This window comes from Micromonospora sp. Utrum1, from assembly GCF_057197805.1.
Genome location: NZ_CM170071.1, coordinates 2,375,109 through 2,390,323, shown reverse-complemented (window position 1 = coordinate 2,390,323; position 15,215 = coordinate 2,375,109). Strand labels below are relative to the sequence as shown.

General features: G+C 70.6%; 8 protein-coding genes and 1 pseudogene. 6 read left to right on the top strand and 3 right to left on the bottom strand.

What is annotated here, in order from left to right; genetic code table 11:
- The first annotated feature begins 138 nt into the window (after window positions 1-138).
- A complete protein-coding gene (gene hrpA, locus AC0OLQ_RS11430; RefSeq protein WP_484531300.1) occupies window positions 139-4,134 on the top strand; it encodes an ATP-dependent RNA helicase HrpA in 3,996 nt (1,331 codons plus the stop codon).
- A gap of 51 nt (window positions 4,135-4,185) precedes the next feature.
- Here hrpA and AC0OLQ_RS11425 read toward each other — a convergent pair whose 3' ends face one another.
- Window positions 4,186-5,568, bottom strand: a complete 1,383-nt coding sequence (locus tag AC0OLQ_RS11425; protein ID WP_484531299.1) for an NlpC/P60 family protein — start codon at window positions 5,566-5,568, stop codon at window positions 4,186-4,188.
- A gap of 233 nt (window positions 5,569-5,801) precedes the next feature.
- Here AC0OLQ_RS11425 and AC0OLQ_RS11420 point away from each other — a divergent pair.
- Both AC0OLQ_RS11420 and AC0OLQ_RS11415 read left to right on the top strand, forming a co-directional pair.
- Window positions 5,802-6,002 (top strand): annotated as a pseudogene (locus AC0OLQ_RS11420) (helix-turn-helix domain-containing protein); the annotation flags it as partial.
- Between the two features lie 114 nt (window positions 6,003-6,116).
- On the top strand, window positions 6,117-9,197 hold the full coding sequence (locus AC0OLQ_RS11415; RefSeq protein WP_484532326.1) for an AfsR/SARP family transcriptional regulator: 3,081 nt from the start codon (window positions 6,117-6,119) through the stop codon (window positions 9,195-9,197).
- A 55-nt stretch (window positions 9,198-9,252) separates the two neighbouring features.
- Here the strand turns inward: AC0OLQ_RS11415 and AC0OLQ_RS11410 are convergent, their stop codons facing one another.
- Together AC0OLQ_RS11410 and AC0OLQ_RS11405 are read right to left on the bottom strand one after the other, a co-directional pair.
- The gene (locus AC0OLQ_RS11410; RefSeq protein WP_484531298.1) at window positions 9,253-10,428 is read right to left on the bottom strand and encodes a hypothetical protein; all 1,176 of its coding nucleotides are present in this window, start codon (window positions 10,426-10,428) and stop codon (window positions 9,253-9,255) included.
- A 361-nt stretch (window positions 10,429-10,789) separates the two neighbouring features.
- Window positions 10,790-11,725 carry a LysR family transcriptional regulator gene (locus AC0OLQ_RS11405; protein ID WP_484532325.1) on the bottom strand — a complete coding sequence of 312 codons (936 nt, stop codon included), beginning with the start codon at window positions 11,723-11,725 and terminating at the stop codon, window positions 10,790-10,792.
- Window positions 11,726-11,754: 29 nt separating this feature from the next.
- Between AC0OLQ_RS11405 and AC0OLQ_RS11400 the strand changes: the two genes are divergently transcribed.
- The 3 genes from AC0OLQ_RS11400 to AC0OLQ_RS11390 are packed head-to-tail and all read left to right on the top strand — an operon-like array spanning window position 11,755 to window position 15,180.
- Window positions 11,755-12,486, top strand: coding sequence for a succinate dehydrogenase cytochrome b subunit (locus tag AC0OLQ_RS11400; RefSeq protein ID WP_484531297.1), 732 nt, complete (start codon window positions 11,755-11,757; stop codon window positions 12,484-12,486).
- Between the two features lies 1 nt (window position 12,487).
- On the top strand, window positions 12,488-14,422 hold the full coding sequence (locus AC0OLQ_RS11395; RefSeq protein ID WP_484531296.1) for a fumarate reductase/succinate dehydrogenase flavoprotein subunit: 1,935 nt from the start codon (window positions 12,488-12,490) through the stop codon (window positions 14,420-14,422).
- Complete coding sequence (locus tag AC0OLQ_RS11390; protein WP_357333074.1) at window positions 14,419-15,180, top strand: succinate dehydrogenase/fumarate reductase iron-sulfur subunit; 762 nt, start codon at window positions 14,419-14,421, stop codon at window positions 15,178-15,180. Before AC0OLQ_RS11395 ends, AC0OLQ_RS11390 begins: the two co-directional genes overlap by 4 nt.
- Window positions 15,181-15,215: the final 35 nt, after the last annotated feature.

The window sequence follows — 15,215 nt, the reverse complement described above, 5'->3', positions numbered from 1 at the left end:
CGGCACGCAGGGCGGACGGGCTTCCACCGCAGGTCGCCGCGGCGCGCGGCGCCCGGCGGAGCGCTGCCGGCGCGAACCGGCCCGCCGCCGGTAACCCGGGGGCGGTGCGGCGCGCGCCTGCCTATCCTTGGCGACGACATGCAGAATCCAGCCGCACCCGCCGTACCCGAGACCCTTCGCGACCTGCACCGCCGCCTCGCACCCCTGATGTTCCGTGACCAGCGCCGGCTCCAGCGCCGGCTGGACGGCGTCCGGAAGCTGCGCGACCCGCAGCGGCGGGAGTCCGCGCTCGCCGAGATCGCGGCCGAGGTGGCCCGCGCCGAGGCGCGGCTGGTCGCTCGGCGGGATGCGGTGCCGGCGATCACCTACCCGGCGCAGCTGCCGGTCGGCGAGCGCAAGGACGACATCGCCGCCGCCATCCGCGATCACCAGGTGGTCATCGTGGCCGGCGAGACCGGCTCCGGCAAGACCACCCAGCTGCCCAAGATCTGCCTGGAGCTGGGCCGCGGCATCACCGGCCTGATCGGCCACACCCAGCCCCGCCGGCTGGCCGCCCGGACCGTGGCGGACCGGATCGCCGAGGAACTCGGCACCGAGCTGGGCGACGTGGTCGGCTACAAGGTGCGCTTCACCGACCAGGTCGGCGACAACAGCCTGGTCAAGCTGATGACCGACGGCATCCTGCTGGCCGAGTTGCAGACCGACCGGATGCTGCGCCAGTACGACACGCTGATCATCGACGAGGCGCACGAGCGCAGCCTCAACATCGACTTCATCCTCGGCTACCTCCGGCAGCTCCTCCCCCGCCGCCCCGACCTCAAGGTGGTCATCACCTCGGCGACCATCGAGACCGACCGGTTCGCCAAGCACTTCGCCGACGCCGAGAGCAACCCGGCCCCGGTCGTCGAGGTGTCCGGCCGGACCTACCCGGTGGAGGTGCGCTACCGGCCGCTGGTCGAGGTCGCGGAGGCCGAGGAGGAGGACGAGGCCGACGAGGAGAACGTCCGGGACCAGATCCAGGCCATCGGCGACGCCGTCGAGGAACTGGCCGCCGACGGTCCGGGCGACATCCTGGTCTTCCTCAGCGGCGAGCGGGAGATCCGGGACACCGCCGACGCGCTCGGCAAGCTGGTGCAGAAGAAGCGTTCCCTGCTCGGCACCGAGATCCTCCCGCTCTACGCCCGGCTCTCCACGGCCGAGCAGCACCGGGTCTTCGCCCCGCACGCCGGGCGCCGGGTGGTGCTCGCCACCAACGTCGCGGAGACCTCACTGACCGTCCCCGGGATCAAGTACGTGGTGGACCCGGGCACCGCCCGGGTCTCCCGCTACTCCAGCCGGCTCAAAGTCCAGCGGCTGCCGATCGAACCGGTCTCCCAGGCCTCGGCCAACCAGCGCAAGGGGCGCTGCGGCCGGACCTCGGACGGCATCTGCATCCGCCTCTACGACGAGCAGGACTTCGCCTCCCGGCCCGAGTTCACCGACCCGGAGATCCTGCGCACCAACCTGGCCTCGGTCATCCTCCAGATGACCTCGATCGGGCTGGGCGACATCGGCGCCTTCCCGTTCATCGACCCGCCGGACCGGCGCAACGTCACCGACGGCGTGAACCTGCTGCACGAGCTGGGCGCGCTGGACCCGACAGAGACCGACCCGGCGAAGCGGCTCACCCCGCTCGGCCGGCGGCTGGCCCAGCTCCCGGTCGACCCGCGGCTGGCCCGGATGGTCCTGGAGGGCGAGCGCAACGGCTGCGCCACCGAGGTGGTCGTGATCGCGGCCGCGCTCTCGATCCAGGACCCGCGCGAGCGGCCCGCCGACAAGCAGGCCCAGGCCGACCAGGCGCACGCCCGGTTCGCCGACAAGGAGTCGGACTTCGTCGCGTACCTCAACCTGTGGCGCTACCTGCGGGAGCAGCAGCGGAACCTGTCCTCCAGCGCGTTCCGGCGGATGTGCAAGGCCGAGTACCTGAACTACCTGCGGGTACGCGAGTGGCAGGACATCGTCAGCCAGCTGCGCCAGGTGCTGCGTACCGCTGACAAGGGTGACGGCCGGCGCGGCGGCGGCGCGGACCTGCCCGAGGAGATCGACACCCCGAAGGTGCACCAGTCCCTGCTGCCCGGCCTGCTCTCCCACCTCGGCCTCAAGGACGCGCAGAAGCACGAGTACCTGGGGGCGCGCGGGGCGAAGTTCGCGATCTTCCCGGGCTCGGCGCTGTTCCGGAAGCCGCCCCGCTGGGTGATGGCCGCCGAGCTGGTCGAGACCTCCCGGCTCTGGGGCCGGGTGGCCGGCCGGGTCGAGCCGGAGTGGGTCGAGCCGCTCGCCCAGCACCTGGTGAAGCGCAGCTACAGCGAGCCGCACTGGGAGAAGAAGCAGGCCGCCGTGATGGCCTACGAGAAGGTCACCCTCTACGGCGTCCCGCTGGTCACCTCCCGCAAGGTCAATTTCGGCCGGATCGACCCGGCGCTGAGCCGCGAGCTGTTCATCCGGCACGCCCTCGTGGAGGGCGACTGGCAGACCCACCACCAGTTCTGGCGGGACAACCAGCGGCTGCTGGCCGACGTCGAGGAGCTGGAGAACCGGGCCCGGCGGCGGGACATCCTGGTCGACGACGAGACGATCTTCCACTTCTACGACCAGCGGATCCCCGCCGACGTGGTCTCCGGCCGGCACTTCGACACCTGGTGGAAGAAGACCCGGCGGGAGCAGCCGGAGCTGCTCACCTTCACCCGCGAGCTGCTGATCAACTCCGGTCGCGGCGGGGTGGACGAGTCCGAGTACCCGGACGAGTGGCGGGCCGACGGGGTCGCCCTGCCGCTGACCTACACCTTCGACCCGGGCACCCCCACCGACGGCGTCACCGTGGACATCCCGCTGCCGCTGCTCAACCAGGTGCCGGCGGAGAGCTTCGACTGGCAGGTGCCCGGCCTGCGCGACGAACTCGTGATCGCGCTGATCCGGTCGCTGCCCAAGGCGATCCGGCGCAACTTCGTGCCGGTGCCCGACTACGCCCGCGCGGCCCTCGCCGCGATCACGCCCGGCGAGGAGCCGCTGCTCGCCGCGCTCACCCGGCAGCTGCGCCGGATGACCGGGGTGACCGTGCCGCCGGACGCCTGGGACCTGGGCAAGCTGCCGCCGCACCTGCGGGTCACCTTCCGGGTGCTCGGCGAGGACGACAAACCGGTCGCCGAGGGCAAGGACCTGCCGGCCCTGCAACGCGAGCTGCGCCAGGAGGTACGCCAGGTCGTCGCCGCCGCCGCGCCGGACGTGGCCCGGACCGGGCTCACCGAGTGGAGCATCGGCACCCTGCCGCGCACCATCGAGCAGGTCCGCGCGGGGTACGCGGTGACCGCGTACCCGGCCCTGGTCGACGAGGGCACGAGCGTCGGGGTGAAGGTGTTCGACTCCCCCGCCGAGCAGGAGGCCGCGCACTGGGCCGGCACCCGGCGGCTGCTCCGGCTGACCGTGCCGTCCCCGGCGAAGTTCCTCCAGGGGCGGCTGAGCAACGAGGCCAAGCTGGCGCTGTCGCGCAACCCGCACGGCGGGGTGCCGGCACTGATCGAGGACGCGGCGGGCGCGGCGATCGACAAGCTGATGGCGGACGCGGGCGGCCCGGCCTGGGACGCCGAGGGCTTCGCCGCCCTGCGGGACCGCGTCCGCGCCGATCTGGTCGACACCGTGGTCGAGGTGATGGGCCGGGTGCGGCAGGTGCTGGCCGCCGCGTACGCCGTGGAGCAGCGGCTCGGCGCCACCCGGAACCTGGCCGTGGTGGCCGCGCTGGCCGACATCCGCAATCAGCTCGGCGGCCTGGTGCACAAGGGCTTCATCACCGAGGCCGGCTACGCCCGCCTGCCCGACCTGCTGCGCTACCTGACCGCGATCGAGCGGCGGCTGGACCGGCTGCCCGGCAATCCGCAGCGGGACAAGCAGCAGCAGGACCGGATCGCCGTGGTCGAGAAGGAATACCAGGACCTCCTCGCCGCGCTGCCGCCGGCGAAGCGGCAGTCCGCGGCGGCCCGGCAGATCCGCTGGATGATCGAGGAGCTGCGGGTGAACGTCTTCGCCCAGGCGCTCGGCACCCCGTACCCGGTCTCCGAGCAGCGCATCTACCGCGCCATGGACGACGCCGAGGGCCGCTGAGCGGCGGGCGGGGCCCGGTGTTTCCGGGCCCCGCCGTCGGTGCGGGCGTGCTCAGATGCCGTAGATGAATTCCGCGTCGTTGCCGCCGGCGCTGTTGGCGTTGCGCAGGTAGACGGTGTTGTTGCCCGGCCGGCGCACCCCCGGGGTGTCGATACCGTCCTCGTTCCAGTCACCCGGCACCGCCACGTCACCGGACGCGCCGTTACCGAACACGAACTCCTCATCAGTGGAGTTCGTCGCCGTCGACGTGCCGTTGGTCAGGTACCACGTCGAGTTGCCCGGCCGGAACACCCCGACACTGTCGTAGCCGTTGTTGTTCCAGTCACCGGCCACCGGCTGATCGCCGGACCCACCATGACCGAACATGAACTCGTAATTGGTCGAGTTCGTGGCCGACGACGTGCCGTCGGTCAGAAACCACGTCGAGTTGCCCGGCCGGAACACCCCGACACTGTCGAAACCGTTGTTGTTCCAGTCACCGGCCACCGGCTGGTCACCCGACGACCCGCTACCGAACTTGAACTCGTAATCGGTGGAGTTCGTCTCCGTCGACGTGCCGTCGGTCAGATACCACGTCGACACACCCGGCCGGAACACCCCGACACTGTCGAAACCGTCGTTGTTCCAGTCACCCGCCACCGGAATGTCACCCAACGACCCGCTACCGAACTTGAACACCCGCGTCGCCGCCCCACTGTTCACATCCCGCAGATAGAACGTCGACGTCGACGGCCGGTACACCCCCACCGTGTCCACACCATCCCTGTTCCAATCCCCCGACACCGGAATGTCCTCCGCCGACACGTCCTCGGCGATGTTGTCGTAGCGGACCGGGGTGTAGGCGCTGGGGTTGTTGCTGGCCGTCCAGTCGCGCTCGATGGTGCCCTTGCTGCCCGTCTGCTCGATGACCCTGGGCAGGGTGTGCGCGGAGTCGGCCCACCTCACGAACAGGGCGACGTGGTTCTCGTCGGGGTTTCCGGTGTGCCGCAGCAGGGCGTCACCCGGCTTGAGCTCGCTGCGGGCGATCTGGTAGGACCGCTCGTCCAGGTTGCCGGTCCAGAAGGCGCTTCCGCTGCCGCCGAGGCCCCACGCCATCGAGACGAAGCCGGAGCAGTCGGTGCGGTAGTCACCGTACTGGTTCCGGTAGCACCGCTCCTGGCTGTACGGGACACCACCGATGCTGAGCCAGCTCCGCGCCCGGGTGATCGCGTCCGAACGGCGCACGGTCTTGTCGGCGCCATTGTCGTCACACGGCACGGGCGTGGTGCTGACGGAGGCGAGGGACGGTCCCGACTGGTCCGACAGCCCCGGGTAGGCGGGCAGCGCCGGATCTCCCGGCACCTCCGCAGCGGTCGACACCACCGAGCCGGCCGGCGACATGTGCGGCGTGGCCGATGCCGTCGCCGGCGTCATCGCCGTGGCTGCGATCAGCACAGCGAGCGGTACCAGTGACCGGCGGGCCAACCAGCCGCCCCGTCGAGCGAATGAGTGCATGTGCTTCCTCCCGTTGTGACGGCGGCTCGGGCCGCGTCTGCCGAGAGTCTGGGGAGTGCGCCTGACGCCCGGCTGGAGGGTCAACTCCCGTAGTCGACCCCGTACCCACCGCTGGAGAATCGGCCGCGCCGGATCTAGGCTGACGATTCGTTCGGCACGGGGAGTAGTCGGTCATGGACGATCAGAAGCGCGAAGGCCTCGGTGAGCTGGTTCGGAGCGCCCGGATGAGCAACGGTCTGACTCAGGCGGATCTCGCGGATCGGGCCGGGGTCAGTGTGGGCCTGGTACGGGATCTCGAGCAGGGGCGCAGCGGGCGACCCCGCGCGCGTTCACTGCAGGCGCTCGCGGACGCGTTGGGTCTTCCCGACGACGAGCGTGCACGGCTCACGCGGCCGGCACGACTGCCGCAGCGGCAGCAGGTCGACGCCGCCGGTCCGGCACAGCTCTCGGTTCTGGGCCCGCTCCTGGTCACGCGCGCGGGTCAGCCCGTGACGCTGAACGCCGGACGGCACCGCATCGTGCTGGCACGGCTCGCGCTGACCCCGAACCGGCCGGTCAGCCGCGACGAGCTGATCCAGCTGCTGTGGGGGGACCGCCCGCCGCCGTCGGCCGCCAACGTGGTGCAGACACATGTGAGCCGGCTCCGTCGCCTCCTGGAGCCGAGGTCGCAGCCGGACCGGCCGCCGATGGTGGCGCTGGTGTCCGGTGGCTATCAGCTTCAGGTCGACGCCGACCAGCTCGACCTTGTGCGGTACCGGTCCCGCCTCGTCGAGGCGGGTTCGGCGGCCCTGCCGCCGCAGCGCGCCTTCGACCTGCTCCTCGACGCCCTGAGCCTGTGGCGCGGCGACGCCGCCGAGGACGTACCGGAACTCGGCGGCGATCCCCTGGTCACGGCGCTCGCCGAGGAGCGCGTGGAGATCACCGTCCGGCTGGCGCGCCTCGGCGAGGCACTGCACCACCAACGGCAGGTCCTTCCGCTGCTGCGCTGGCTGGCCGGGCGGCATCCGTGGCACGAGTCGCTGCACGCCCGGTTGGTGGTCGCGCTCACCGCGGCCGGGCAGCAGGCCGCCGCGATCGAAGCCTTCGACGGTATCCGTCGACGGCTCGCCGACGAGCTCGGCATCGATCCCGGTGCCGAGCTCGTCGAGGCCCGGCAGGCCATTCTCGCCGGCCCCGGCGACCGACACCACGGCGTGCCGTCCACAGGCGGCGGTGTCACGCCGTGGCAGGCACCCGCGCCGCCGGCGGACTTCTGCGGCCGCACCGACGAACTCCGTCGGCTCGAGCGGGCGTTGCGCTATCCGCGCAGGGATTCCCCGGTCGTGTGCGTGGTCGCCGGAATGGCCGGCGTCGGCAAGACCAGCCTCGCGCTCAAGGCGGCCCGGGGCGTACGTCGGGACTTCCCGGACGGGCAGCTCTACATCGACCTACGAGGAGACGACCGGCCGGTCGCGGTCGCGTACGCGCTCGCCCGGCTGTTGCGGGCCCTCGGTGTCGAGGTCCGCGCCATTCCCGGGGACGCGGACGAGGCCGGGGCGCTCTACCGCAGCGTGCTCAACGACCGACGGGTCCTGATCGTGCTCGACAACGCCCGCAACGCCGCCCAGGTCCGCCCGCTGCTGCCCGGTCCTGGCGGCAGCACTGTCCTGGTCACCAGTCGCAACCAGTGCGAGGAGCTGGACGGCGCGGTCCGTATGCTGCTGCCGGTCTTCGAGCCCGACGAGGCGTTGGACCTGCTGCGGGCAAAGCTGGGAGCCGCCCGGATGGACGCCGAGGGGAAGGATGCCGAGGCGCTCGTCGACGCGTGCGGCCGGCTGCCGATCGCGGTACGGCTGCTGGCCGGCCGGTTGGCAGGCCGCCGAGAGAGCACGATCGCCGACACCCTGCGGCGGCTCGCCGACGAGAGGTCCCGACTCGAACAGCTGAGGCTGGGCGACAGCACCGTGACGAGCAGCTTCGCGATCAGCTACCGCGACCTGCCGTCGCCGGCGGCCGAGGTCTTCCGGACGGCCGCGCTCATCCCGGGAGAGAGCGTCTCGGTCACCGCGGTCGCCGCGCTGCTCAGGGCCGAGCAGCGGTTCGTCGGCCCGGCGTTGGACCACCTCGTCGCGGAGAACCTGCTCCAACCCAGCGGAGCCAGCCGCTACCGGTACCACGACCTGTTACGTCTCTACGCGCTCGAGACTGGTGAGATTCATCAGGCACCGGGCGAACGAACGGCGGCTCTGGGCCGGCTCTATGAGTGGTACCTGACCCGGACGACAGCCGCAATGAACCTGGTCTACCCCGGCATGGTGCGGCTGCCGGTCGATGTCGACCTGACCGGAGCCGACTTTTCCGACGTCGACGCCGCCACGGCGTGGCTGCACGAGGAGACGGGAAACCTCGTGGCCGCAATCGAGGCCGCCCCGGTCAACGGGCACCCCGCGCGAGCCTGGCAGCTGGCCGACCAGCTGCGCGGATACTTCTTCGTCTCGGGAGACGCGGTTGCCTGGTTGGCGAGCGGCGCCGCCGGGTTGACCGCCGCGGAGGCCGAGGGCGACGTCCGCGCCCAGGCAGCCATGCACCAGACCATCGGTCAGGCGCACTGGGCAGCCGGGAAGCACGACCTCGCCGTCCAGTCGTACCGCGCCGGCATCGCGGCCGCACACCGCAGCGGTTGGCTCGTCGGTGAGGCGTACCTGTCACACAACCTCGGTCTCGTCCAAGCCGAGCTGGGCCACGTCGACGAGGCGCAGGAGCTCTACCGACGGGCCCTCGACTTCGGGACGGGCCCTGACTTCGACCACATCCGGGCGGTGACGTTCAACGACCTGGGCACGCTGTGCCACGAGCGGGGACAGCTCCTCGAGGCGGTCGGATACCTGACGGCGGCGCAACGACTGAACGAGAAGTCGGCGCGCCATCCCTCGGCCATGGTCAACCGGCACAACCTGGCAATGGTCTTCCGGCAACTGGAGGACTTCGAGGCCGCACGCGCCCACTTCGAGGCCGCTCTCGAGCACTACCGGCACACCGGATCCACCTTGAAGGAGTTGTCCGTACTGGACGAGCTGAGTCACCTCGACCGCCAACTGAACGAGTGGGTGCCCGCGGTGAACAACGCCGCCGAGGCGCTGCGGCTCGCCCGGCAGCTGCGCAACCTGCGGGCCGAGGCGGGCGTCCTCAACACCCTCGGCTACGCCCTGCTGGGCAGCCGCGCGCTCGAAGACGCCCGGGCGAGATTCACCGAGAGCCTGACGATCAGCCGGAGCAACGGCTTCCAGTACTTCGAATGCCAGGCGGGCATCGGCCTCGCCGACACCATGCTGTGGAGCGGTGCCGCCGAGGAGGCCTGTCGTACGGCGGCGGACGCCCTGGACATCGCCGTCCGCAAGACCTACCGGGCCTTGCACAGCGATGCCCTCATCGTGCTGGCCAAGGCGGCGCTCGAGCTGGGTGAGACGGATGCCGCCGCGCAGCACTGCCAGGCTCTCCGCGAACTGCTGCGGACGACCCACCTGCCCGACCGGAGGCGCGAGTGCGACGCCCTCGAGGAACGGATCGGCCACCTGGTCCCGGTGGCCTGACCGGCGTGACGGCGGGGCCCGGTGTTTCCGGGCCCCGCCGTCGGTGCGGGCGTGCTCAGATGCCGTAGATGAATTCCGCGTCGTTGCCGCCGGCGCTGTTGGCGTTGCGCAGGTAGACGGTGTTGTTGCCCGGCCGGCGCACCCCCGGGGTGTCGATACCGTCCTCGTTCCAGTCACCCGGCACCGCCACGTCACCGGACGCGCCGTTACCGAACACGAACTCCTCATCAGTGGAGTTCGTCGCCGTCGACGTGCCGTTGGTCAGGTACCACGTCGAGTTGCCCGGCCGGAACACCCCGACACTGTCGTAGCCGTTGTTGTTCCAGTCACCGGCCACCGGCTGATCGCCGGACCCACCATGACCGAACATGAACTCGTAATTGGTCGAGTTCGTGGCCGACGACGTGCCGTCGGTCAGAAACCACGTCGAGTTGCCCGGCCGGAACACCCCGACACTGTCGAAACCGTTGTTGTTCCAGTCACCGGCCACCGGCTGGTCACCCGACGACCCGCTACCGAACTTGAACTCGTAATCGGTGGAGTTCGTCTCCGTCGACGTGCCGTCGGTCAGATACCACGTCGACACACCCGGCCGGAACACCCCGACACTGTCGAAACCGTCGTTGTTCCAGTCACCCGCCACCGGAATGTCACCCAACGACCCGCTACCGAACTTGAACACCCGCGTCGCCGCCCCACTGTTCACATCCCGCAGATAGAACGTCGACGTCGACGGCCGGTACACCCCCACCGTGTCCACACCATCCCTGTTCCAATCCCCCGACACCGGAATGTCCTCGGTGCGGCCGCCTGCGGCATCCCAGAGGGCGTCGACGATGAGCTGGGCGTCCGGCACCATCGGCTGATACCTGTCGGGATAGGCGGACACCTGCACCGCCTGGCAGACCTCGCCGATCGGCGCGGTGGCCCAGCTGCCGTTCAAGTACTCCCGCTGCATGGCGTTGAGGAAGGCGTTCGTGGCATAGGCCGGGTCGAGCCGCTGGGCCCGCGTCCCCCACCACTCCTGCTGCTGGAAGAGGCCGAGGCTGGTGTGGTCCACCTCCGTGCTGACGTTCTGCAGACGGGATTCGACCAGCACGGTGGCGATCGCGATGACCCCGGCGCGCTGGGCCAGACCGCGCGCCCGCACCGCCTCGACCACCTCCCGTGCGCAGGAGACGCGGTACGCGGTCAGGTTGTTGCGCATGTCCGACGTCAGCTGCGGATCCAACCGGCTGGCCACCGCTGCGTCGGCCGCGGTGGGGCCGGCGGGATCGCAGGGGACGGTCTCGTAGACGGCGGTGACCGGGGCCAGCGCCGGTGGCAGATCCGGCTGCCCGGCGCCGTCCGCGGCCCACGCCGGTGCACTCTGGGGGACGGCCGTGGTGAGGACGACCGTGGCGCAGAGCAGCGCCATTCTCGACAGGCTGATGTTCATTCGTGCTGGTCCATTCGCGACACCCTCCAACTACCGCCCGGTCCCATCGGACGGGCTCGTGCGTCAGAGGCTGCTGCACGCTCCTGGAGGGCAGCTGAAGCACAGCCGACCGGACCAAACCCGTACCGGCAGCGCCTGATGGACCCGGGTCTGACTAGAGCGGTTCCACGCCGGCCGGGAGCTGGTCGGCGGCGGTGGCGTCGTGCACGTACTCCAGGAGGATGCGGCGCAGCTCGCGGCCGGCGTGGGTGGGCACCACGTCGCGGCGGCGGGCCACCGCGATGGTCCGGCGGACGCCGGGCGGGACGAGCCGGGTGACCCGGATGCCCGCCCGGCGGGCCACCACGATGCCGGGGACCAGGGCCACGCCGAGCCCGGCCTCGACGAAGCTGAGCACCGCGTCCATCTCGCCGCCGTCCACCGAGAGGGTCGGCTCGAAGCCGGCCGCCCGGCACGCCTGGAGGGTGGCGTCGCGGAGGTCGTAGCCCTCCCGGAACATCACCAGGGGCACGTCGCGCAGGTCGGTGATGCGCACCTCGCCCCGCTCGGTGACGGCCGGCAGCGGGTCGACCGAGGCCACCACCAGGCTCTCCCGCAGGATCGGGTCGGCGCGCAACCCGGGATCGGTACCGGTCGAGGGCATGATGATCAGCGCCAGGTCGAGGTCGCCGCGGAGCAGGTCGCGGACGAGGTCCTGCGAGCCGTTCTCCTCGACGCGCAGGTCGACGGTGGGGTGGGCGTCGCGGAACCGGCGCAGCACCGGGGGTGCCAGCGAGGTGGCCAGGCTGGGCGTGGCCCCGAGCCGGACCCGGCCCCGGCGCAGCCCGACCAGCTCCTGCACCTCGCGGGTGGCGGTCTCCACGTCGGCGAGGATCCGCTTGGCCAGCGGCAGCAGCACCTCGCCCGCCGCGGTGAGGGCGATGTTGCCCCTTACCCGTTCGAAGAGCGGGGCCCCGAGGTCGGTCTCCAGGGCGTGAATTTGCTTACTCAGTGAGGGTTGGGTGATGCCCACCAGATCGGCAGCTTGGGTGAAATGTCGTACTTCTGCGACCGCCACGAAGTACCGGAGCTGATGAAGCTGCATCCGTATAGCTTATGGCTATCAAGACTGCGAGGTCGATGCATTGGACGACTGATCAAACTGCTCCTAGCGTCGGGCGTGTGGTAATCACGAAAACTCGGTCGCCCATCCGCTCGAACGTCGGCCTCAAGACCGTCATGGCGGTGACGGGCATCATCCTCGTGCTGTTCCTGATCGCGCACATGCTCGGCAACCTGAAGATCTTCACGGGCGAGACGTCGTTCGACCACTACGCGCACTGGCTGCGCGAGATCGGGACGCCGCTGCTGCCGAGGACCTGGTACCTGTGGATCCAGCGCGGGGTGCTCACCGTGGCCGTGCTGGCGCACATCGTCTCGGCCACCGTGCTGGCGATGCGCTCCCGGGCCGCCCGCCCGGTGCAGTACGCGCACCGCAGGAAGATCCACGTCAACTACGCGGCCCGGACGATGCGCTGGGGTGGTGTGATCATCCTGCTCTTCGTGATCTACCACCTCCTGGACCTGACCACCGGTCACCTGAACCCGCAGGGTGACGCCGCCAACCCGTACGGCAACGTGGTCCAGGACTTCGCCCCGGACCGCTGGTACGTCACGCTCTTCTACACCCTGGCGATCGTCACGCTCGGCTTCCACCTGCGGCACGGCGCCTTCAGCGCGTTCCGCAGCCTCGGCCAGCAGACCCCCAAGGGCGAGCGCCGGGCGCGCGCCGCGGCCCTGGTCCTCGCCGTCGGTCTCTGCGTCGGCTACCTGGTGGTCCCGTTCGCCGTACTCACCGGATTGGTGGCCTGACATGGATCTCTACACCAACGGCGACCCGATCGCCGACACCAAGGCTCCGGACGGCCCCATCGAGACCCGCTGGGAGCGCCACCGGTTCCAGATGAAGCTGGTCAACCCGGCCAACCGGCGGAAGCTGACCGTGATTGTGGTCGGCACCGGCCTGGCCGGCGGCTCCGCCGCCGCGACCCTGGCCGAGCAGGGCTACCACGTGAAGTCCTACTGCTACCAGGACAGCCCGCGCCGGGCCCACTCGATCGCCGCCCAGGGCGGCATCAACGCGGCCAAGAACTACCGCAACGACGGCGACTCGGTGTACCGGCTCTTCTACGACACCGTGAAGGGCGGCGACTTCCGCTCCCGGGAGTCGAACGTGCACCGGCTGGCCGAGGTCTCGGTCAACATCATCGACCAGTGCGTCGCCCAGGGCGTCCCGTTCGCCCGCGAGTACGGCGGCCTGCTCGACACCCGCTCGTTCGGCGGCGCGCAGGTGCAGCGCACCTTCTACGCCCGGGGCCAGACGGGCCAGCAGCTGCTGCTCGGCGCGTACCAGGCGCTGGAGCGGCAGATCGGCCTGGGCAACGTGGAGATGAACACCCGGCACGAGATGCTCGAGCTGGTGATCGTCGACGGCCGGGCCCGCGGCATCGTGGTCCGCGACCTGGTCACCGGCGAGATCAGCACCGAGATGGCCGACGCGGTCGTGCTCGCCTCCGGCGGCTACGGCAACGTCTTCTACCTCTCCACCAATGCCAAGGGCTGCAACGTCACCGCCTCTTGGCGGGCGCACCGCAAGGGCGCGTACTTCGCCAACCCCTGCTACACCCAGATCCACCCGACCTGCATCCCGGTCTCCGGCGACCACCAGTCGAAGCTGACCCTGATGAGCGAGTCGCTGCGCAACGATGGCCGGGTGTGGGTGCCCAAGGCCAAGGGCGACCAGCGCAGCCCGCGGGACATCCCCGAGGACGAGCGGGACTACTACCTGGAGCGGATCTACCCCTCCTTCGGCAACCTGGTCCCCCGGGACATCGCCTCCCGGGCCGCCAAGAACGTCTGCGACGAGGGTCGCGGCGTCGGCCCGGGCGGGCTCGGCGTCTATCTCGACTTCGCCGACGCGATCAACCGGCTCGGCCGCAAGGCCATCGAGGCGAAGTACGGCAACCTCTTCGAGATGTACGAGCGGATCACCGGCGAGGACCCGTACGAGGTCCCGATGCGGATCTACCCCGCCGTGCACTACACGATGGGCGGCCTCTGGGTCGACTACGACCTCCAGTCGACCATCCCGGGCCTGTTCGTGATCGGCGAGGCGAACTTCTCCGACCACGGCGCGAACCGGCTCGGCGCCTCGGCGCTGATGCAGGGCCTGGCGGACGGCTACTTCGTGCTGCCGAACACCATCGCGAACTACCTGGCCTCCGGCCCGCTGGAGAAGGTCGACGCCAGCCACCCCGAGGCGGTCGCGGCGCGGACCGAGGTCGAGGAGCGGCTCCAGCGGCTGCTGGCGATCAACGGCGACCGGACCGTGGACTCGTTCCACCGGGAGCTGGGCCAGATCATGTGGGAGCACTGCGGCATGGAGCGCTCCGAGGCCGGCCTGCGCAAGGCGATCGACGAGATCCGCACGCTGCGCGACGAGTTCTGGCAGCGGGTCCGCGTGCCGGGCGACGGCGAGGGGCTCAACCAGTCGCTGGAGAAGGCCGGCCGCGTGGCCGACTTCTTCGAGCTGGCCGAGCTCATGTGCATCGACGCCCTGCACCGCGAGGAGTCCTGCGGCGGCCACTTCCGGGCCGAGCACCAGACCCCCGACGGCGAGGCGCAGCGCGACGACGAGCGGTTCTCCTACGTGGCGGCCTGGGAGTACGCCGGCACCGGTCAGCCCGTGCTGCACAAGGAAGACCTGACCTTCGAATACGTCCACCCCACGCAGCGGAGCTACAAGTGAACCTGACCCTGCGCATCTGGCGCCAGCAGGGCCCTGAGGACAAGGGTCAGATGGTGACCTACCAGGTGCAGGACGTGTCCCCGGACATGTCCTTCCTGGAGATGCTCGACGTGCTCAACGAGCGGCTGATCCTCGAGGGCGAGGAGCCGGTCGCGTTCGACCACGACTGCCGCGAGGGCATCTGCGGCATGTGCAGCCTCATGATCAATGGTGAGGCACACGGCCCGCAGCGCGGCACCACCGCCTGCCAGCTGCACATGCGGCAGTTCTCCGACGGCGACACGATCGACATCGAGCCGTGGCGGGCCCGGGCCTTCCCGGTCGTCAAGGACCTGGTGGTCAACCGGAACGCCTTCGACAAGATCATCGCCGCTGGCGGTTACATCACCGCGCCGACCGGCAGCGCCCCGGAGGCGCACTCCACCCCGGTGGCCAAGGCCGACGCGGACGCCGCCTTCTCCTCGGCCGCCTGCATCGGCTGCGGCGCCTGCGTGGCGGCCTGCCCGAACGGCTCCGGCATGCTGTTCACCGCCGCCAAGGTCACCCAGCTCTCGCTGCTGCCGCAGGGCCAGCCCGAGCGGTACACCCGGGTGATCGGCATGGTGGACGCGCACGACGAGGCCGGCTTCGGCGGCTGCACCAACGTCGGCGAGTGCGCGACGGCCTGCCCGAAGGGCATCCCGCTGAACACCATCGGCCGGCTCAACCGGGACTACCTCAAGGCGACCGCCAAGCGCGCCGGCACCCCGGGCTCCTGAGCCCCCGCCATCGCGCCAACCCGACCGCCGCGCCC